General features: G+C 69.3%; 20 protein-coding genes and 2 pseudogenes. 5 read left to right on the top strand and 17 right to left on the bottom strand.

Annotation, left to right across the window (positions count from 1 at the left end; genetic code table 11):
* Positions 1–2 precede the first annotated feature (2 nt).
* Positions 3–530 carry a SigE family RNA polymerase sigma factor gene (locus LVQ62_RS08685; protein WP_233767487.1) on the top strand — a complete coding sequence of 176 codons (528 nt, stop codon included), beginning with the start codon at positions 3–5 and terminating at the stop codon, positions 528–530.
* Positions 520–1,170, top strand: coding sequence for a hypothetical protein (locus tag LVQ62_RS08680; protein WP_233767486.1), 651 nt, complete (start codon positions 520–522; stop codon positions 1,168–1,170). The genes LVQ62_RS08685 and LVQ62_RS08680 overlap by 11 nt, the downstream gene beginning before the upstream one ends.
* Positions 1,171–1,182: 12 nt before the next feature.
* On the opposite strand, the gene LVQ62_RS08675 is transcribed toward LVQ62_RS08680, so the two are convergent.
* The 3 genes and pseudogenes from LVQ62_RS08675 to LVQ62_RS08665 form a co-directional block, all read right to left on the bottom strand.
* Positions 1,183–2,490: an alpha-amylase family protein gene (locus tag LVQ62_RS08675; protein ID WP_233767718.1), complete on the bottom strand. Its 1,308-nt coding sequence runs from the start codon at positions 2,488–2,490 to the stop codon at positions 1,183–1,185.
* Between the two features lie 85 nt (positions 2,491–2,575).
* Positions 2,576–2,860, bottom strand: a pseudogene (locus LVQ62_RS17805) (DUF2550 family protein); the annotation flags it as partial.
* Positions 2,861–2,968: 108 nt separating this feature from the next.
* Positions 2,969–3,235: a F0F1 ATP synthase subunit epsilon gene (locus LVQ62_RS08665; protein ID WP_179482021.1), complete on the bottom strand. Its 267-nt coding sequence runs from the start codon at positions 3,233–3,235 to the stop codon at positions 2,969–2,971.
* A 153-nt stretch (positions 3,236–3,388) separates the two neighbouring features.
* Here LVQ62_RS08665 and LVQ62_RS08660 point away from each other — a divergent pair, with 153 nt between their 5' ends.
* From LVQ62_RS08660 to LVQ62_RS08650, 3 genes are read left to right on the top strand one after another with little or no spacing between them, the layout of a single operon-like run.
* Positions 3,389–4,675: a Mur ligase family protein gene (locus LVQ62_RS08660; RefSeq protein WP_233767715.1), complete on the top strand. Its 1,287-nt coding sequence runs from the start codon at positions 3,389–3,391 to the stop codon at positions 4,673–4,675.
* Positions 4,675–5,394, top strand: a complete 720-nt coding sequence (locus tag LVQ62_RS08655) for a type 1 glutamine amidotransferase (RefSeq protein ID WP_233767484.1) — start codon at positions 4,675–4,677, stop codon at positions 5,392–5,394. The genes LVQ62_RS08660 and LVQ62_RS08655 overlap by 1 nt, the downstream gene beginning before the upstream one ends.
* A gap of 7 nt (positions 5,395–5,401) precedes the next feature.
* Positions 5,402–6,235 carry a hypothetical protein gene (locus LVQ62_RS08650; protein WP_233767483.1) on the top strand — a complete coding sequence of 278 codons (834 nt, stop codon included), beginning with the start codon at positions 5,402–5,404 and terminating at the stop codon, positions 6,233–6,235.
* Positions 6,236–6,513: 278 nt separating this feature from the next.
* On the opposite strand, the gene atpD is transcribed toward LVQ62_RS08650, so the two are convergent.
* From atpD to LVQ62_RS17800, 14 genes and pseudogenes are all read right to left on the bottom strand, one after another.
* Positions 6,514–7,998, bottom strand: coding sequence for a F0F1 ATP synthase subunit beta (gene atpD / locus LVQ62_RS08645; protein WP_208049498.1), 1,485 nt, complete (start codon positions 7,996–7,998; stop codon positions 6,514–6,516).
* Positions 7,999–8,022: 24 nt separating this feature from the next.
* Positions 8,023–8,931 (bottom strand): F0F1 ATP synthase subunit gamma, encoded by a 909-nt coding sequence (locus LVQ62_RS08640; RefSeq protein WP_233767482.1) that lies wholly within the window; start codon positions 8,929–8,931, stop codon positions 8,023–8,025.
* A 73-nt stretch (positions 8,932–9,004) separates the two neighbouring features.
* Complete coding sequence (atpA, locus tag LVQ62_RS08635; protein WP_208052993.1) at positions 9,005–10,654, bottom strand: F0F1 ATP synthase subunit alpha; 1,650 nt, start codon at positions 10,652–10,654, stop codon at positions 9,005–9,007.
* An 85-nt stretch (positions 10,655–10,739) separates the two neighbouring features.
* Positions 10,740–11,552, bottom strand: a complete 813-nt coding sequence (locus LVQ62_RS08630) for a F0F1 ATP synthase subunit delta (protein WP_233767481.1) — start codon at positions 11,550–11,552, stop codon at positions 10,740–10,742.
* On the bottom strand, positions 11,552–12,151 hold the full coding sequence (locus LVQ62_RS08625) for a F0F1 ATP synthase subunit B (RefSeq protein WP_233767480.1): 600 nt from the start codon (positions 12,149–12,151) through the stop codon (positions 11,552–11,554). The genes LVQ62_RS08630 and LVQ62_RS08625 overlap by 1 nt, the downstream gene beginning before the upstream one ends.
* A gap of 61 nt (positions 12,152–12,212) precedes the next feature.
* Positions 12,213–12,419: an ATP synthase F0 subunit C gene (gene atpE / locus LVQ62_RS08620; RefSeq protein WP_179482036.1), complete on the bottom strand. Its 207-nt coding sequence runs from the start codon at positions 12,417–12,419 to the stop codon at positions 12,213–12,215.
* A 70-nt stretch (positions 12,420–12,489) separates the two neighbouring features.
* Positions 12,490–13,308: a F0F1 ATP synthase subunit A gene (atpB, locus tag LVQ62_RS08615; protein ID WP_233767479.1), complete on the bottom strand. Its 819-nt coding sequence runs from the start codon at positions 13,306–13,308 to the stop codon at positions 12,490–12,492.
* A 166-nt stretch (positions 13,309–13,474) separates the two neighbouring features.
* Positions 13,475–13,951 carry a hypothetical protein gene (locus LVQ62_RS08610; RefSeq protein ID WP_233767478.1) on the bottom strand — a complete coding sequence of 159 codons (477 nt, stop codon included), beginning with the start codon at positions 13,949–13,951 and terminating at the stop codon, positions 13,475–13,477.
* Positions 13,952–14,061: 110 nt separating this feature from the next.
* Positions 14,062–15,162 (bottom strand): MraY family glycosyltransferase, encoded by a 1,101-nt coding sequence (locus tag LVQ62_RS08605; RefSeq protein WP_179482042.1) that lies wholly within the window; start codon positions 15,160–15,162, stop codon positions 14,062–14,064.
* Positions 15,163–15,191: 29 nt separating this feature from the next.
* Positions 15,192–16,481, bottom strand: a complete 1,290-nt coding sequence (gene glyA / locus LVQ62_RS08600) for a serine hydroxymethyltransferase (protein ID WP_233767477.1) — start codon at positions 16,479–16,481, stop codon at positions 15,192–15,194.
* A 9-nt stretch (positions 16,482–16,490) separates the two neighbouring features.
* Complete coding sequence (locus tag LVQ62_RS08595) at positions 16,491–17,417, bottom strand: L-threonylcarbamoyladenylate synthase (RefSeq protein WP_233767476.1); 927 nt, start codon at positions 17,415–17,417, stop codon at positions 16,491–16,493.
* Between the two features lie 65 nt (positions 17,418–17,482).
* Entirely contained in the window at positions 17,483–18,580 is a 1,098-nt protein-coding gene (locus LVQ62_RS08590; protein WP_233767475.1) for a PLP-dependent cysteine synthase family protein, read from the bottom strand.
* Positions 18,581–18,692: 112 nt separating this feature from the next.
* Complete coding sequence (locus LVQ62_RS08585) at positions 18,693–19,004, bottom strand: GNAT family N-acetyltransferase (RefSeq protein ID WP_233767474.1); 312 nt, start codon at positions 19,002–19,004, stop codon at positions 18,693–18,695.
* Between the two features lie 268 nt (positions 19,005–19,272).
* Positions 19,273–19,596 (bottom strand): annotated as a pseudogene (locus LVQ62_RS17800) (GNAT family N-acetyltransferase); the annotation flags it as partial.
* Positions 19,597–19,707: the final 111 nt, after the last annotated feature.

Here is a 19,707-nt window from a genome sequence, read left to right as displayed (position 1 = left end):
GCGTGACGGGACCCGGTGAGCGGGGCAACGACGACTTCGCGGAGTTCGTCACCGCATCGAGCGCCCACCTGCTGCGCACGGCCTGGTTGCTCACCGGCGACGCCGATGCGGCTCACGATCTCGTACAGGCCGCGCTGGTCAGGGCCTACGTCGCATGGCCCGGGATCCGCCGACCGGAGGCACTCGCCTATACCCGGCGCATCCTGGTCAACGAGAACGTCGATTCGTGGCGTCGGACGCGGCGTGAGGTGACCGTTTCCGACGTCCCCGAGCCCGTGTCGGCCCGCGCGCTCGACCGGACCGCTACGGCGGTGGTGGACCAGCGGGACCAGATCGTTCGCCTGCTCGCGCAACTCCCCGAGGGTCAGCGCAAAGTCGTGGTCCTGCGGTACTACGCAGACCTACCCGAGGCCGCCGTCGCAGGCGTTCTGGGTCTGTCACTGGGGGCGGTGAAGTCCGCCGGGTCACGCGGGCTCGCGACCCTGCGAAGGCTCCATTCCGATGCGGAAGGACTCGCCGATGCCGACTGAAGTGTCCGACGACGCTGGATTCGAGCGGTGGATGCGAGACGAGCTCGCACGCACCCCGTTACCGGACCACCTGACCGTCGCCGCCTCGGACGTCGTGGCCGACGCCGAACGGCTCGTACGTCGACAGGGATCCCGCCGGAAGGTCGTGCGGCGGAGCGTTGTCGCCGTGGCTGCAGCCGTCCTGATCGGGGTGATCGTCACACCCTTGCTGCACGACCGGGCCCCCGACACCCGCGCCGGCACAGCGGCGTCGTGCGCGGGCGTCTCGGTCCGAGACACGTCCGGAGTCGAGCGACTCGTGATCGTGGGGCCACCGGTCGCCGGGCGGACCGTGGTGAGGCTGTTCGCCTTCGCCGACTGCGAGGCTCACCTGGCGCAGCACGCCGACGCGACCACCGAACTACCGACCCCTGCGCGGGGCAGAGTCACGGTCGGCCACCTGCGGGGGATGCCGTTCTACCTCGTGGCAGGCAGCGCGACCCATGTCTCGATGGAGGGTCTGGGTGCGAGAGCATTACCCACCCTCGGCGCGCAGACCCTGATCTGGCCCGACCAGGTTGCCATCCGGGCCGGCCACACGCCCTCCACACTCACGTGGAAGGTCGGCTCCGCGTCGTACACCGTGCGGCTGCACGAGTGAATCGAGGGCCGATCAGCCGAGGACGGCCCAGCCGTGCGCGTCGACGGTGAAGCGGTCGCCGGTGCCGGACGCCGAACCGGCTTGCAGCGACAACCCGTCCGCGTCGACGCCGTAGCCGTCGTCGCTCAGGTTGAGCGCGACGCGCAGCCGTTCGCCACCGTCGCCGTTCACGTCGTAGACCATCGTGGCGTTGGCGAGCTCGACCACCGAGGTGTGCGCGGTGTGCAGCCACGGATGGCGCCGGCGCAGCCCGATCAGCTCCTGGTGCAGCCGCAGCGTCGGCTCCCCCAGCGGTGACAGCTCGTCCGGGTGCGGGGGAAGCGACGGGCGGATCTCGTCGTCGCCCCCGACGCGCTCCTCCTTCACGCCCCGGAACGCCTGCTCATCGCCGTAGTAGATGCTCGGCGTGCCACCCACCGTCAGCAGCACGGCCACGGCATGCGCGATGTGGCGCTCGTCGGTGATGTGACTCGCGATCCGGGTGACGTCGTGGTTGCCCACGAAGGTGAGCGGCACGAACGCGTCGAGGAAGTCGTCATGCCGCTGCAGCGCGGCGGCGAGCTCGAAGAGGTTCCCGTCGTGCACCGAGCTCCAGATGGCCTTCCACAGCTCGTACTGGGTGACCGCGTCCATCCCGGACTCGCGCACGATGCCCGGGTAGTCGCCGTGGATCACCTCCCCCACGATGTACGCGTCGGGGTGGCTCTCGCGCACGCCGGGCAGCACCCGCGACCAGAAGGCCGGCGGCACCGCGTACGCCGCGTCCAGTCGCCAGCCGTCCGCGCCGCGGTCCAGCCAATGTCGCATCACGTCGGTCACCATGTCGGCGACCGCCGGCGAGGAGTGCTCGAGAGCGACGAGCTGTGCGTGCCCTTCGAAGTCGTCGTACTCCGGCGGGCCGTCAGGACCGGAGGGCCAGCGCAGCCGGAACCACCCGGCGTACGCCGAGTCGGCACCCCGGGCGAGCACGTCCTGGAAAGCCGGGTGCTCGCGCCCGACGTGGTTGAAGACCCCGTCGAGCAGCACCCGCACGCCACGAGCGTGCGCCGCCTCCACGAGGGCGTCGAAGTCCGCGTCGGTGCCGAGACGCTCGTCGATCCGCCGGTAATCGGTGGTGTCGTAACCGTGGGTGCTCGAGCCGAAGACCGGTCCCAGAGCGATCCCGGAGGCGCCGAGGGAGACCGCGTAGTCGATCCAGTCGCCGATCCTCGCGAGCGCCGGTGTGGGCGCCCGCGATGCCCCGGTCGTGTCGGCGCCGGCCACCCCGAGGGGGTAGACCTGCCACCAGACGACGTGCTGCACCCAGCCGGGCTCCGTCACTCTCACGCGACGTCGGCGTGGATGCCGGGGGTGCCGACTCCGACCAGGAGCGCAGCGCCGTGTAGTCGGCGTTGTTCATCGCGATCTCGAAGGTCCGGTCGTCGATCCGACAGGTGACGCGCACCGGATCCGTCAGCACCATCGACGAGTTCTTGGGAGCCGGCCGCGGCGGACCCAGCTCGAGGTCGCCCCGCCGCCATACCTGCGACGGGCGCACCGACATGCTGCGCATGCCGTACCAGCGCACACTCGACGTCGACACCTGAGCCTGACCGAGGCGGAAGTGCGGGCCCTTCTGCACCGCCACCAGATACGCCGTGTGACCGCGCCCGATCGATCGATTGCGCAGTACGAACGCGATGACTGCCACAGCGATCAGAGCCAGCAGGACACCGAGACCGAACGCGACCAGCTCACTGGAGTGCAGGAAGCTCTTGCTCACGGGGCCGGTCGCCCTGCTCTACCGATGCGCCGTGGCTCAGAAGTCGGAGGCGTCGACGGTCTCGGCGACGACGGTCACCTTGTCGTTGTCGACCGAGACGAAACCACCGTCGATCTTCGCGACACGACGCTGGCCGTCGGCGGGGTCGATACGCACCTCGCCATCCACGAGCACCGACAGCAGCGGTGCGTGGCCGGGCAGGATCCCGAGCTCGCCCTCGGTGGTGCGGGCGCTCACCCCGTTCGCCTCGCCCTCCCAGACCAGACGGTCGGCGGCGACAAGTTGGACGTCGAGTGGGGCCACGGTGCTACTCCTAGGTCGGGCGCCGGGATGCGAGGCATCGCTCAGGCGCCGGCCGGGTCTGTCGGACCCGCCAAGCCTACCGGGTACCCGCCGGATTCCAGTCGGCCTGTCCCCGGGCCGGCGCCCCCGGGCGGATACCATCGCCGGGTGCCGATCCCAGTGACCACCGTGCTCGGCAAGGTCGTCCGTCGCGCAGCCCTCGCGCGCGGTGGGGGCTCGGCCTTTCCCGGCCTCTTCGTCGAGCGTCTCGACCCGTCGTACGTACGCCGCGTGCTCGCCACCCTGCCCCGCGGGGTGGTCGTCGTCAGCGGCACCAACGGCAAGACGACCACCACCAAGATCGTGGTGGACCTGCTGGAGTCACAAGGCCTCCGGGTCTTCACCAACCGCACCGGCAGCAACTTCGTGCGCGGCGTCGCGGCCGCGCTGCTCGGCGCGGTCGACGTGCGCGGCCACCTGCCGGCGGACATCGCGGTGCTGGAGCTCGACGAGGCGCACGCGGTGCACTTCGTCAAGGAGATCGCGCCGCGCTACTGCCTCCTGCTCAACGTGATGCGCGACCAGCTCGACCGTTTCGGTGAGATCGATCACACCGCCCGGATGCTGCAGTCGATTGCCCGCGCCACGACCGAGGCTGTCGTGGTCAACCGCGACGACCCCCGGCTCGGTGCGCGGGTCTTCGCCGAGGGCATCACCGGCCCGACGCTGCGCAGCTACGGCACGAGCGCCGCGCTGTCCGCGAGCTTCCCCTCCGACGACAACCTGTACGGCGGTTCGGAGGGTGCGCCCCACCCGGCCCCCGCGACGTACGTGGACGACACCCAGCTGGACTCCTTCGAGGGCGACCGGGCGGAGATCTCCTACGCGGGCGGCAGTCACAGCGCGCACCTGATGCTGACCGGCGTCTACAACGTGCTCAACGCCACGGCCGCCATCGCGCTCACGCGGGCGGTCCTCGGCGACGACCTGCGCGAGCCGCAGATGCTGGAGGCACTGGCGAAGGTGCGACCGGCGTTCGGTCGCGGCGAGACGCTGCAGATCGACGGGCAGACCTGCGCGATGGTGCTGGTGAAGAACCCGGCCGGCTTCCGGCTCGCCCTCTCGTCGTACGACCCGGCCGACACCGCCACCATGATCGCGATCAACGACAACTACGCCGACGGGCGCGACATGAGCTGGCTGTGGGACGTCGACTTCGCGTCGTTGCGCGCGGGCGGGGTCACGACAGTGGCCGGGGTCCGCGCGTACGACATGGCGCTGCGCCTGCAGTACGACGACGTGCCGGTCGGGGTGGTCACCCCCGATCCGGAGCGCGCGGTCGAAGAATTCCTGCGCTCGACCACAGGGCAGGACAAGCGCATCTACTGCACCTACACGGCCATGCTGGCCATCCGAAAGGTGCTCGGCACCAAGGGCGCTCTGGACAAGGTGGTCGCGTGATGAGCAGGCCGGTCCGCATCCTGCAGCTCTACCCGCGGGACATGAACATCTACGGCGACTGGGGCAACACCCTGGTGCTGAAACAGCGCCTGACCTGGCACGGGTACGACCCGGAGGTGGTGGACTACAACCCCGGCGACACCTTCCCGGACGACGTCGACCTCATCGTCGGCGGCGGCGGACAGGACAGCGGGCAGATCGTCATCGTGGACGACCTGCAGAAGATCGGCCCGCGCCTGCACGACCTGGCCGAGGCCGACGTGCCGATGCTCGTGGTGTGCGGGCTCTACCAGCTCTTCGGCCACCACTTCGATACCGTCGACGGCCGGCGGTTGCCCGGCATCGGTCTCCTCGACGTGCACACCGTCGGCGGCACCACCCGCCTCATCGGCAACATCACCACCCGCCACCCTGACGTCGGCGACCTCGTGGGCTACGAGAACCACAGCGGGAAGACCTACCTCGGTGCGGGCGCCCAGCCGCTCGCGACCGTCGTACAGGGCGCGGGAAACAACGGCGAGGACGGCACCGAGGGCGCGCGGCACCGCAACGTGCTCGGCACCTACCTGCACGGGTCGGTGCTCCCGAAGAACCCGCGGCTCGCGGACCGGCTGCTCGCACAAGCCGTCGACAACCGTTACGGCGAGTTCTCCCCCGGCGCGGTCGACGACCGCTACGCCGACCAGGCCCGCCGCGTGGCCATGTCACGCCCGCGCTGACGTCCCCGTGACGCTCAGCCTGCTCGGTGCGCTCGCGGCGGCGATCGCGTACGGCGCCGCGACCATCCTGCAGGCGATCGGCGTACGCCGGCTCTCCGCGCTGCCGTCCGACCCGGGGTGGCGCGCCCGCGTGCCGGGCGCCTCGATGTACTTCTGGGGGCTGCTGCTCGACGGCCTGGGTTTCGTCTTCTCCGCCGCCGCGCTGCGGACCCTGCCACTGTTCCTGGTCGAGTCGGCGGTGGCCTCATCGGTGGCCTTCACCGCGGTGCTCGCCGTGCTCTTCCTCGGAGTCCGCCTGCGCGGCAGGGAGATCGGCGCGCTGGTCGGGGTGGTGCTCGGTCTTGCGCTCCTGGCGGTGAGTGCTCACGAGGGGCCGGCCAAGCACGTCGGTCATCTCGCCGGGTGGCTGCTGCTGGCGGCCGCGGCGGTGGTCGCGGCGGTGATCGCCACGGGCTGGTGGGCGGTACGCGACGCCGGGTCGTCGGCGCTCACGCTGGCCGCGGCCGCCGGCGCCGGCTTCGGGATGGTGGGCGTGGCCGCGCGCATTTTGTTCATCCCTCACGACTGGTGGCGGCTGCTCGGCGAAGTGACGTTCTGGGCACTCGTCGCGCACGGCGTGCTCGCCACCGTCTGTTACGGCCTCGCGCTCGACCGCGGCCGCACGACGACGGTCGCTGCCGTCACCTTCGCCGTCGAGACCGTGCTGCCGGCCGCGATCGGGCTCGCCTTCCTGGGCGACGACGTACGCCGGCACCTGGCGATCGTCGCGGTGCTCGGGTTCGCGGTCACCCTCGGCAGTTGCGTCGCGCTGGCGAGCCGCGCCGAGCCCGACCCCGGCTGACCTGCTCCGGCCCGGCCCGACGCGCGCTCAGCCGGTGCTGCCGGTGTGCGTCGCCGGCGGACAGTCTGCGTCGGTGCCGCCGATGTGCGTCCTCGGCGGACAGTCTGCGTCGGTGCCGCCGGTTTGCGTTGGTGGCCAGTGCTGCAGCCCTGGCCACAGACGCAGAACCCCCACCTCGACCCCGTACGCGGCGTGGCATACACGGGACCCGAACGCCGGAACGGCCACCCGGGTGTGCCGGGTGGCCGTTCTGGATGAAACGGGTGGGACCGAAGCGATCAGTCGCCCTGCTCGTGCAGTTCCTTCGCGCGGCGCTCGACGTCCTCGAGGCCACCGCACATGAAGAACGCCTGCTCGGGGGTGTCGTCGTAGTCGCCGTCGGCGATCTTGGTGAAGCCCTCGATCGTCTCCGAGAGCGGCACGGTCGAACCCTCGATGCCGGTGAACTGCTTGGCGACGTAGGTGTTCTGGGACAGGAAGCGCTGGATCCGGCGCGCCCGGTTGACCAGCACCTTGTCCTCTTCGGACAACTCGTCGATACCGAGGATCGCGATGATGTCCTGCAGTTCGCGGTTGCGCTGCAGGATCCCCTTGATCCGGACGGCCGTGTCGTAGTGGTCCTGCTCGATGTAGCGCGGGTCCAGGATGCGCGAGCTGGAGCTCAACGGGTCCACCGCGGGGTAGATGCCCATCGAGGCGATGTCACGCGAGAGCTCGGTCGTGGCGTCCAGGTGCGCGAACGTCGTGGCGGGCGCCGGGTCGGTGTAGTCGTCGGCCGGCACGTAGATCGCCTGCATGGAGGTGATCGAGTGGCCGCGGGTGGAGGTGATGCGCTCCTGCAGCACACCCATCTCGTCGGCCAGCGTCGGCTGGTAACCCACCGCGGACGGCATCCGGCCGAGCAGCGTGGAGACCTCGGAACCGGCCTGCGTGAACCGGAAGATGTTGTCGATGAAGAGCAGCACGTCCTGGTTCTGCTCGTCGCGGAAGTACTCCGCCATGGTCAGCGCCGACAGGGCCACGCGCAGACGCGTGCCCGGCGGCTCGTCCATCTGGCCGAAGACGAGGGCGGTCTGGCCCAGCACGCCGGCCTCTTCCATCTCGACCATCAGGTCGTTGCCCTCACGGGTGCGCTCACCGACACCGGCGAACACCGAGACACCACCGTGGTCGCGGGCGACGCGGGCGATCATCTCCTGGATCAGCACGGTCTTGCCGACACCGGCACCACCGAAGAGGCCGATCTTCCCGCCCTGCACGTACGGCGTGAGCAGGTCGATGACCTTGATGCCGGTCTCGAACATCTGGGTCTTGGACTCCAGCTGGTCGAACGCCGGCGAGCGGCGGTGGATGCCCCAGCGCTCGGTGATGTCGAGCTTCTCGCCGTCCTTGAGGTTCAGGCAGTCACCGGTGGCGTTGAAGACCTTGCCGAGGGTGACGTCGCCGACGGGCACGCTGATCGGGCCGCCGGTGTCCTGCACCGGGGCGCCGCGCACGACGCCGTCGGTCGGCTGCAACGAGATCGCGCGGACCATGTTGTCGCCGATGTGCTGGGCGACCTCGAGGTTGACGTGGGTCTTGCCCTCGCCCTCGATGTTCTCGCCGGTGAGGTCGACCTCGAGAGTCAGCAGGTTGTAGATCTCGGGCATCGAGTCGACCGAGAACTCCACGTCGACGACGGGTCCGATGACGCGGGCGATCCGGCCGACGCCGCCCGCCTCAGGGGCGGTCTGGTCCTTCTCTGGGGTGGCAACTGTGCTCATGTTCAGTCCTTCGTCGTAGCCGGGTCAGCTGGCGTCTTCGAGCGCGCTGGCCCCGCCAACGATCTCGCTGATCTCTTGGGTGATCTCCGCCTGGCGCGCCTGGTTGGCGAGGCGGGAGTAGGTCTTGATGAGTTCCTCGGCGTTGTCGGTCGCGGACTTCATCGCGCGCTGGCGGGCGGCCAGCTCGGAGGCGGCCGACTGCAGCAGCGCGTTGAAGATGCGTGCCGTGACGTACTTCGGCAGCAACGCGTCGAGGACCTGCTCGGGGCCGGGCTCGAACTCGTAGAGGGGCGCGACGGCGTCCGCTTGACCATCGCCATCGACGTCGTCGCTGTCGCTGATCTCCAGCGGCAGCAACCGCAGCACCACCGGCTCCTGCACGACCATGTTGTGGAAGCGCGTGTAGACCAGATGCACCTCGTCGATGCCGCCGTTCTCGGCTCCCTTGCGGAAGTCCTCCACGACGCGCTCGCCGATCTCGCGGGCCACCTCGAACGTGGGGCTGTCGGAGAAGCCCTCCCAGGTCTTGGTCGCCTCACGACGGCGGAACCGGTAGTAGCCGATCGCCTTGCGGCCGAGCAGGTACGGGGAGACCTGCTTGCCCTCGTTCGAGAGCTTCTCCACGAGCTCGGCGCTCTTCTTCAGCGCATTCACCGAGTAGGCGCCCGCGAGACCGCGGTCGCTGGTGAAGATGACGACGCCCGCGTTCTTGGGGTCGTCCCGCTCGGTGGTGAGCACGTGGTCGGTGTTGGAGTGGGTCGCCACGGCCGAGCACGCACGGGTCAGTGCCAGCGCGTACGGGGTCGACTTGTTGACGGCCTGACGCGCTTTGACCACCCGGGACGCGGCGATGAGCTCCATCGCGCGGGTGATCTTCTTGGTGGACTGCACCGAGCGGATGCGCTGTCGGTAGACCCGCATTTGCCCTGCCATGAGTGCCCTTCCGTTGTGGTGATCGAGAACGAGAGTGGGGATTCCCCGGTACGCGCGTACCGGGGCGCCCCGCTCAGTCCTGCTTGCTCTTCTGCCGGGCGATCTTCGCCTGGTCGACCTCGTTGCTGTCGATCTCGTCGTGCGACTCGGCGCCGGGGCCGGAGTCGCCCTTCTTGGCGGTGGGCTCGAACTGCTGCTTGAACTTCTTGACCGCCGACTCCAGCGCACTGCGGCTGTCGTCGTCGAACTTCTGCGTCTCGCGGATCGAGTCCAGGGTGCCCTTGTCCTCGCGGCGCAGGTACTCCAGGAACTCCCGCTCGAAGCGGCCGATGTCCTCCGGCTCGATGTCGTCGATCTGACCGGTCGTGCCGGCCCAGATGCTGACGACCTGGTCCTCCAGGGGGTACGGCGCGTTCTGCGGCTGGCGGAAGAGCTGCATGAGCCGCTCACCACGGGCCAGCTGACGGCGCGAGGCCGCGTCCAGGTCGGAGGCGAACATCGCGAAGGCCTGCATCTCGCGGTACTGCGCGAGGTCGACCTTGATCGAACCGGTGACGGCCTTGAGGGCCTTGGTCATGGCCGCGCCACCGACGCGGGAGACCGACACACCGACGTCCACGGCGGGACGCTGGTTGGAGTTGAACAGGTCGGCCTGCAGGTAGATCTGACCGTCGGTGATCGAGATGACGTTGGTCGGGATGTACGCCGAGACGTCACCGGCCTTGGTCTCGATGATCGGCAGACCGGTCATCGACCCGGCGCCCAGCTCGTCGGACAGCTTGGCGCAACGCTCCAGCAGACGGCTGTGCAGGTAGAACACGTCGCCGGGGTAGGCCTCGCGGCCCGGCGGGCGACGCAGCAGCAGCGACACGGCGCGGTAGGCCTCGGCCTGCTTGGACAGGTCGTCGAAGACGATGAGGACGTGCTTGCCGTCGTACATCCAGTGCTGGCCGATGGCCGAGCCGGTGTACGGCGCGAGGTACTTGAAGCCGGCCGGCTCACCCGCGGAGGCGTTGACGATGGTCGTGTACTCCATCGCTCCGGCCTCCTCCAGGGCGCCGCGGACCTCGGCGACGGTGGAGTTCTTCTGGCCGATGGCGACGTAGATGCAGCGGACCTGCTTCTCCGGGTCGCCGGACTCCCAGTTGGCCTTCTGGTTGATGATCGTGTCGGTCGCGATCGCGGTCTTGCCGGTCTTGCGGTCGCCGATGATCAGCTGACGCTGGCCGCGGCCGATCGGGGTCATCGCGTCGATGGCCTTGATACCGGTCATGAGCGGCTGGTGCACCGACTTGCGCTGCACGACGGTCGGCGCCTGCAGCTCCAGGGCGCGGCGCGCGTCGGGCTTGATGTCGCCCAGACCGTCGATGGGGTGACCGAGCGGGTCGATGACCCGGCCGAGGAAGGCGTCGCCGACGGGCACGGAGAGCACCTCGCCGGTCCGCTTGACCTCCTGGCCCTCCTCGATGCCGTCGAACTCACCGAGGACGACGACGCCGATCTCGTGCACGTCGAGGTTCAGGGCCAGACCCAGGGTGCCGTCCTCGAAGCGGAGCAGCTCGTTGGTCATGGCCGAGGGAAGGCCCTCCACGTGGGCGATGCCGTCGCTGGCGTCGCTCACCCGGCCGACCTCTTCGCGCGCGGCGGCGCCGGGCTCGTAGGAGGAGACGTATCCCTCCAGGGCGTCCCGGATCTCGTCTGCGCGGATCGAGAGCTCCGTCATCTTCTTCTCCTTCGTGTCGGCCGCTGCGGCCGGTCAAGCATGGGCTGTCGGTTCAAGGTGACCGGCGTACGCCGGCCTGCGTGCATCAGCTCGACATCAACCGTCGGGCTTCGTCCAGTCGATTCGCGAGGCTGCCGTCGATGACCTCGTCACCGACCTGCACCCGGACGCCGCCGACGACCTGCGGGTCGACGATGACGTTGACCTGTACCTCGCGGCGGTAGATCTGCGTCAGCGCACGTGCCAGCCGCTCCCGGTGGTCCTCGTCGAGGGGATGGGCGACGAACGCGGTGGCGGTCAGCTGCTCGCGCAGCCGTGCCGCCGTCGCGACGTAGGAGTCCAGCACCCGCTCGTAGCGCCGGCCACGGGGATGGTCGGCGGCCTGGCGTGCCAGCAGCTCGGTCTCGGGTGCGACCTTGCCGTCGAGCAGGGTGCGCACGAGACCGCCCTTGTCCTCGCCGCTGCGCTGCGAATCGGTCATCGCGTCGCGCAGCTCGGGGTTGCCCGCCACGATCCGCTCGAAGCGGAAGAGCTCGTCCTCGACCTGGTCGATCCGTCCCGCGCGGTCGGCGCCGGTCAGGACCGCCTCGACGGCGAGTCCGTCCGCGGCGTCGGCCAGGTCGCGCTCGGCAGCCCACCGCTTGTTCGCGAGGGCCCGGACGACGGCCAGCGTCTGGTCGCCCACCTTGCCGCCGAAGAGACGGTCGGCGAGACCGGCCTTGGCGTCATCCGTCGCCGACGGGTCGGCGAGCGCACGCCGCAGCGAGGCGCTGCTGTCGAGCACCGAGGTCACAGCGAAGAGCTGCTCCCCCACGGCGCCCGCGTCGGCCCCGTCCGAGAGCTGCTCGCGCAGCGTGCCTCGTACGGCGACGTACGACGCCCGCGAACTGCCATCCATCAGTTGCCCGCCCCAGCGTCCGACGTGCCGGTGGACCCGACCTTCTCCGGCTTGACGTCGCCGGACTCCAGGTCTGCCAGGAAGCGGTCGACGATCCCGCGGCGACGGGTCTCGTCGTCGAGGGACTCACCGACGATGCGGCTGGCGAGGTTGGTCGAGATGGTCCCGACCTCGTTGCGCAGCTGCACCGACGCCTGCTGACGCTCGGCCTCGGTCTGCTTGTGCGCAGAGGCCACGATCCGCTCGGCCTCCGTGCCTGCCTGCTCCCGGGCCTCGGCGATGATCGTCGCGCCCTGCGCCTTGGCCTCTTCGCGGATGCGCGAGGCCTCCGCACGAGCGTGCGTCAGCTGCTCCTCGTACTTCTCCTTGGCAGCGGCGGCCTGGGCCTGCGCTTCCTCGGCCTGTGCCATCCCGCCCTCGATCGCGGCGGTGCGCTCGTCGTACATCTGCTCCAGACGCGGCACGACGAACTTGGCGTAGAGGGCGTAGATGACCGCGAACGCGATGAGTCCGATGATCAATTCCGCATAGTGCGGAATGATCACGTGACCGGCCTCGGCCCATGGGCTCTCCGCAGTGACCTGCGTTGGAATATGCACGGCTTAGTCCTTCTGTCCGCGTGTCGGGCGTGATTGACGTATGTCGAGGTGTACGCCTCGATCAGGTGAAGACGAAACCGAAGACCAGACCCAGCAGGGCGAGCGCCTCGGCCAGCGCGAAGCCGATGAAGGCGATGGTCTGCAGCTGACCGCGGACCTCCGGCTGACGGGCGACGCCGTTGATGTATGCCGCGAAGATCAGGCCGATGCCGATCCCGGGGCCGATCGCGGAGAGGCCGTAGCCGACGATCGAGAGACTGCCCTTCATTGTGTTTCCTTTCGTTGGCGAGTCGACTCGGATGTCGACACGTCGGACGCGTGTGAAGTCAGGTGGGGACTCAGTGCTCTTCGGCCAGTGCGCCGGCGATGTAGATGGCCGCCAGCATGGTGAAGATGAAGGCCTGCAGGAATTCGATGATGAGCTCGAAGAGCGTCATCACGATGGTGAAGAGGAAGGACACCACACCGGCGCCCCGGATGCCGATGTTGCCTCCGTGCAGCAGCATGTACTCCCCGCCGACCGTGAAGACCAGCAGCAGAAGGTGACCGGCCAGCATGTTGCCGAAGAGTCGCAGCGCGAGCGTCAACGGGCGGGTGATGAAGAACGTGACCAGCTCGAGGATGTAGACGAACCAGGCGATCCACCAGGGGATGCCGGGCGGCATGATCGACTTCATGTACGGCCCGACGCCGCCCTTCGCCCGCACACCCACGACGTGGTAGGCCACGTAGACGATGAGTGCGGCGACGATGGGGAAGGCGATCCGGCTGAAGGTCGGGAACTGAACGAACGGGATGATTCCCGCGAGGTTGTTCACGAGGATGACGGTGAACAGGGTGAAGAGCAGCGGCAGGAAGCGGCGGAAGTCCTTGCTGCCGATGACGTCGCGGCCGATGGTGTCGCGCACGAAGCCGTAGACCAGTTCGGCCTTGAATTGCCGCTTGCTCGGGACGACCTCCAGCTTGCGACTGACGCTGACGAAGAACCAGCCGAGCAGTCCCACCGAGAGGAGGAGGACCAGGGCCGGGCGGGTGAACGCGAAAGCCCCGTGGCCGACGAGCGGCTGCCAGAAGTCGGCGACGCCGGGAGCCTTGAACCCGTCGTCGGCGACGACCGCTGCGTGGGGGGCGGCCGCGGCAGCGAGTGTCGCGCTCACAGGGTCTCCTTCGTCGTCATGGATTCAGCAACTGTCCAGCTTGTGGTGCCACCTTCTGATGCGATTGACAGCACGCACCGTGGTGGCGGTGGACGGTGGTGGCTCACGGACGCGCCTTCCAGCGCGAAATCCGGCGCCCAGACTACCCGACCCCGTCGACCGTCATTCACGTCACTTCACCACCGGCGGACGGCGGGTCGTAGACCGGTCGGCGGCTGCGCACGAATCCCAGCACCTGGAAGATCTGCCATACCAGGACGACCACCACGACGCCGATCATCGTCGGCAGGGCTTGCAGATCGAGCACTGTGGTCGCGGCCAGCATGACCAGGAGCACGAGGATCAACTGGCCGAAGAAGACGGCCATCGCCGCGGCCATCAGGGCCACCGCGTTCACGTCGATGACCTTGCGCATCACCAGCAGACCGGCTGCGAAGAAGATCAGGGCCAGAGCGGCTCCGAAAGCCGCGGACAGACCGGCTCGACCACCGGCCACGATCCATGCCACGACGGCGGTCACGACGCCTGCTCCGAGGCTGGGCAGGAACGCCGTCCTCAGCATGGTGTCGAAGGGCGACGGCTGGGCCCGCTGGGCCGGCGCCGGTGCGGAGTGAGGCGACGGCTGAGAGGGCTGAGAAGGCACTGAGTCCGTCATTGGGCTCGCTCTCCTGCCGGATCGTGGGCGTCCGCATCGGTCTCCCGGGGCGTCACGCGAAGGGGCAAAATAGCCGTTCGGCTACTTTGTGAAAACTATCACAAGCTCCTGCCGCGCTTCCACCTCGGGAGCCAACGGGTCAGTCCCGCGCTGATCGCGATGAGGACGACGAGGGCTGACAACGCCCACGCGGTCGACACGTACGTGAACATCAGCACCCCCAGTGCGAGCGAGGCCGACCAGAGGTAGAGCAGCAGTACGGCGCGGCGGTGGGAGTGGCCGATGTCGAGCATCTTGTGGTGCAGGTGCCCGCGGTCCGGCTTCCAGAACCGCAGTCCCCGTCGGCGCACCGCCAGGATCACATCCAGGACCGGCAGGGCGAGGATCGCCACCGGGAGGGCGATCGGCACCCAGAACGCCGCCGACTGCGACTTCACCTGACTGGGCTGCAGGGCCCCGGTGAACGTGATGGTCGAGGCCGACAGGAGCAGTCCGAGCAGCAGTGCGCCGGCATCCCCCATGAAGAGGCGCGCCGGGAAGAAGTTGTGCGGCAGGAAGCCGAGGCAGCACCCCGCCGTCACCGCCGAGACGAAGGCCGAGGCGCTGAAGACGCTGTCGGAGGGGTTCAGGTAGACGTGCGCGACCTGGTAGGCCCACAGGAAGAACGCGACCGCCGCGATGGCCACGAACCCAGCGGCCAACCCGTCGAGCCCGTCGGCGAAGTTCACCGCGTTGGTCATCGCGATGACGATCACGAAGGTGAGCAGGATCAGGATCGGCTGCGGCAGGATCGTGTAGGAGTCGCCGGTCGGCAGCGCGGACAGCTGCACGCCTCCGAACGCCATCACCCCTGCGGCGATCAGCTGCCCGGCGAACTTGGTCAACGGGTCCAGCTCGCGGAAGTCGTCGATGGCACCCACCGCGGTGATGAACGCGGCCGCGATGAGGACGGCCAACACCTGATGGTTCGCGCCGTGCAGAAGGCTCGACGCGTGGCGCAGCCGACTCGCGATGAGCACCGCGGCCGCGAAACCGAGGAGCATCCCGACCCCGCCGAGTCGCGGGATCGGCACCGAGTGCACATCACGCCCGCGTACCGGGGTGACGGCTCCGAACCGCACCGCCAGCCAGCGGATCGCGGGTGTCGTCAGGTAGGTGACGACCCCGGCGACGACCGCGACAAGCAGGTATTCACGCACTGGGAGACGGGGCTGGTCCGGCCGAAGCCCTAGGCCGGCCGGGGATACGCCGGGAAGCGGCCCACGAGGTCGGTGACCTCGGCGCGGACGTCCTTGGCGACCGGGTGGTCGGGGTCACCGTCGGTCTGGGTGATGGCCCGGTGGATCAGGTCGGCGATCTGCACCATCTCGGGGGTGCCCATCCCCTGCGTCGTGACGCTGGGGCTGCCGACGCGGATGCCGGAGGCGACGTTGGGCTTCTGCGGGTCGAACGGGATCGCGTTCTTGTTGAGCACGATGCCGGCGGCGTCCGCCCGCTCCTCCGCCTGCGCACCGGTCACCTGCACGCCCTGCAGATCGTGCAGGGACAGGTGGGTGTCGGTGCCGCCGGTGGTGGGACGGATCTCCTTCTCCCCCAGCGACGTCGCCAACTGCTGCGCGTTCTCGATGACCTGGCGGGCGTACGCGGCGTACTCGGGCGTCGCGCACTCCTTGAAGTTGACCGCCTTGGCCGCGATCGTGTGCATCTGCGGCCCGCCCTGCATCATCGGGAAGACGGCCTTGTCCAGCTTCGCCGCGTGCTCGGCCTTGCAGACGAGCGCGCCGGAGCGGGGACCTCGCAGCACCTTGTGAGTGGTGAAGGTGACTACGTCGGCGTACGGGACGGGCGAGGGGATCGCCTTCCCGGCGACCAGGCCGATGAAGTGCGCGGCGTCGACCCAGAAGATCGCGCCGATCTCGTCGGCCAGGTTGCGGAAGAACTCGAAGTCGATGAGCCGCGGGATGGCCGATCCACCGGCGAGGATCACCTTGGGCCGATGCTCCTTGGCGAGCGCCTCGACCTCGGCGTAGTCGATGTTCTCCGACTCCTTCTCCACGCCGTAGCCGACGGCGTTGAACCACTTGCCGGAGAAGCTGACCTTCGTGCCGTGCGTGAGGTGCCCGCCCATCGGCAGCGACATGCCGAGGATGGTCTCGCCGGGCTTGAGGAACGCGCCGTAGACGGCCTGGTTGGCGCTCGCGCCGGAGTGGGCCTGGACGTTGGCGTGCTCGGCGTCGAACAGGCTCTTGCACCGCTCGATCGCCAGGTTCTCGGCCTTGTCGACCTCCGAGCACCCGCCGTAGTAGCGGCGGCCGGGGTAGCCCTCGGCATACTTGTTGGACAGTGTCGAGCCCAGCGCGGTGAGCACCGCGGGGCTGGACATGTTCTCGCTGGCGATCAGCTGCAGGCCGCTGCGCAGCCGGTCCAGCTCGGACAGCAGCACCCCCGAGATCTCGGGGTCGAACGCGGCGAGGGCGTCGAAATCGGAGCCGTAGAAGGGCGTGGGCGAAGCGGTCATCGGGTCACCTTAGGCGTCGGACGTTGGAGTGGAACGGGTGCCGTCGGTGTGGTCCGAGGGCGGGGCGGGTAGGTCGGGCGGGGGCACCTCGGCGGACGGCGCACCGTCCTGCGGGAGGTCGCTCGCAGGCAACGTGCCGTCCTGCGGCGGCACGAACACGGGGTCGATACCGGCGTCCACATCGCCGTCGGGCGTGCCTTCGGGCTCGGTCTGCGACAGATCGAGCGGCTCGGGTCCGTCCTGATCGTCGGCGGGCGCCTTCCAGAGGCTGACCCCGTTCTCGGTGGAGGGCTCGATCAGCTCCACACCCGCCAGCACTTCGCGCAGCGCATCGGTGCCGATCGCGCCGGCCCGCAGCAGCACCGGGTCGGGCTTCGTGCAGTCCAGGATGGTCGAGGGTTCGGTGCCGCTGCGCTCACCGCCGTCGAGGTAGACCTCCACAGAGGGGCCGAGGGCGAATCCGGCCTCGGTGATCGTGGTCGCGGTCGGCTTGCCGGTCCGGTTGGCGGAGCTGACCGCCATCGGGCCCACCCGTTCGAGCAGCGCCAAGGCGACCTCGTCGTCGGGCATCCGCAACCCGACGGTGCCGTTGTTGTCGCCGAGGTCCCAGGCCAGCGAGGGCTGCGCGCGCAGGATCAGCGTGAGTCCGCCGGGCCAGAAGCGCTCCATGAGCCGTCGCGCATACGACGGCACCGACATCGCCAGTCCGTCGACCGTCGGGAGCCCCGGCACGAGCACCGGCGGGGGCATCTCGCGGCCGCGGCCCTTGGCGTCGAGCAGCTTCTGCACCGCCGAGGGATTGAACGCGTCGGCGCCGATGCCGTAGACCGTGTCCGTCGGGAGGACGACGCACTCACCCAGGTCGAGTGCGGACTTCGCAGCGTCGAGACCGTCCTCCCGGGTCTGCGGATTCGCGCAGTCGAAGACGGGGCTCAACGAGGGACTCCTGCAGGTGGGGGCCGGGTGGGAGGCTCCAGGCTAATGGTCGGCGCCGGGCTCGACTACGTCCGCCACAACCCTTCGTCCATCGCGCGTTGCAACATCGCACGGTGCGCCGCCGGGTCCAGACCCCTCGCCGCCGGCCAGTCCTCGTCGTAGTAGGTCGCGCTGTAGCGCTCGCCGCCGTCGCAGAGCAACGTGACGATGCTGCCGGTCTCCCCCCGCGCCTTCATCTCGCATGCCAGCTCGAGCACCCCGACCAGGTTCGTGCCGGTGGACCCGCCCGCGAACAGGCCGGTGCGCTCGCGCAACAGGTGAACGGCCGCGATCGAGGCAGCGTCCGGCACCTGGATCATCCGATCCACGATCTGCGGCTGGAACGACGGCTCGACGCGCGGGCGCCCGATGCCCTCGATCCGCGAACCCCGGCCGGTGACGTAGGAGGCGTCGCGGTCCACCCAGCCCCCGAAGAACGCGGAGCCCTCCGGGTCGACGACGCACAGCCGGGTCGGGATGCCCCGGTAGCGCAGATAGCGTCCGATCGTCGCGCTGGTACCTCCGGTACCAGCGCCCACCACGATCCACGCCGGCTGCGGATGCCGCTCCAGTCGCATCTGATCGAAGATGGATTCGGCGATGTTGTTGTTGCCGCGCCAGTCGGTCGCCCGTTCGGCGTAGGTGAACTGGTCGAGATAGTGCCCGCCGCAGTCCCGCGCGATCTGCTCCGCGGCCGCATAGACGGCGCCGGCGTCGTCCACGAAGTGGCAGCGGCCGCCGTACCGCTCGATGAGCACGATCTTCTCGGCACTGGTCGAGCGCGGCATGACGGCCACGAACGGCAGGCCCAGCAACTGCGCGAAGTACGCCTCGCTGACCGCGGTCGAACCGCTCGACGCCTCCACGACGGTCGACCCCTCACGGATCCACCCGTTGCAGAGGGCGTAGAGGAAGAGGCTGCGCGCCAGGCGGTGCTTGAGACTTCCGGTCGGGTGGGTCGACTCGTCCTTGAAGTAGATGTCGATCCCGTCGAGACCGGCCAGGCGCAACGGGATCAGGTGAGTGTCGGCCGACCTGTTGGCGTCTGCTGCGACTTTGCGTACGGCGTCCGCGACCCAGGACCGCTCCTTCGGACAGCCGTGCTGCGGCTGGGTGGTCGACATGCCGCAGGAGTCTAGGAGAGGGAAACTGCCCGCGGCCGACCGCCGACGTCGCCCAACAGGCCGTTATCCATCTCGCCCGGGACCGCGCCACGCTACGACAGCGGCGGAGGCCCTACACCGTTCGTTCGGCGTCGTGCATCGTGCCCGCCACACGGAAGCCGAACTGCCTGTTGAGTGCCAGCATCGGGGCGTTGGACTGCGACGTCCAGGTCTGGACGTATCGCGCCCCGGCTGCGGTGTCGGCCGTGATCCGCTCGAGCTGGTGCAGGTTCGCGGCCTTCAGCGACCGGCCGACTCCCTTGCCCCGGGCCGCCCGGTCGACCAGCGTCGAGTCCTGCACCACGATCGCCGGCTCGTCGGCGTCGAGGAACATCTCGGTGAAACCCACCGGGCGGTCCCGCAGCAGCGCCATGCTGCGCAGCACTGATCCAGCCCCGCTCGATCATCCGGCCCTCGTCCTCGCGCATCCGCTCGACGTCGATCCGGGTGTCGCTCCAGGTCAGGTCCCCGACCGGGTGGTCCTCCTGCATCTGCTGCTTGAGGGCCGCCCACTCCAGCTCGTACCGCTGCGGGCACGCGCCGACCCACGACTGCACGCGTACCTCTCCGGAGGGTGGATCGCCCTCCCCGCGACCGTCCCACGGCAGGTCGAGCAGCAGCCTGTCCTCGACGTTGCCGACCCGGAAACCCTGGTCGCGCAGGAACCGTCCGGACCGCGTGGCCTCGAGGGCCTGCGCGCCGGGCACGTGCACCTCCGTCTGCAGGGTGGAGTGACCGCGCTCCGTAGCGAACTGCAGCGCGTACGAGGCCAGTTCACGACCGATGCCTCGTCCCTGCGCTTCCGGGGCGACGGCCAGCTCGACCTGCACGGGCTCGGCCGGGTCGCCCACGGCCGAGACCAGCTCCAGGGCGCCGACGAGCCGCGGGCCGTCGAGGGCGGCGTACCTGGAGCGGGTTCTACGCGGGTGCGGGTGCTCGGCCGAGTAAAGCTGGTGCGCCAGCGAGATCCACCACATCGGCCCCTGCCCCTGCGTGTACGCGGCGCGCAGGACCTCATGCCACTGGCGCAGGATCGGGGACGACGGGTCGACTGCCACGATCCGGGGCTCGCTCATGGGGTCATCCTG

Origin of the sequence: Allobranchiibius sp. GilTou73 (assembly GCF_021391335.1) — a bacterium.
Taxonomy (GTDB): domain Bacteria; phylum Actinomycetota; class Actinomycetes; order Actinomycetales; family Dermatophilaceae; genus Allobranchiibius; species Allobranchiibius huperziae.
The sequence above is the reverse complement of the archived record's forward strand: the minus strand, read 5'-3'. Positions and strand labels throughout refer to the sequence as shown.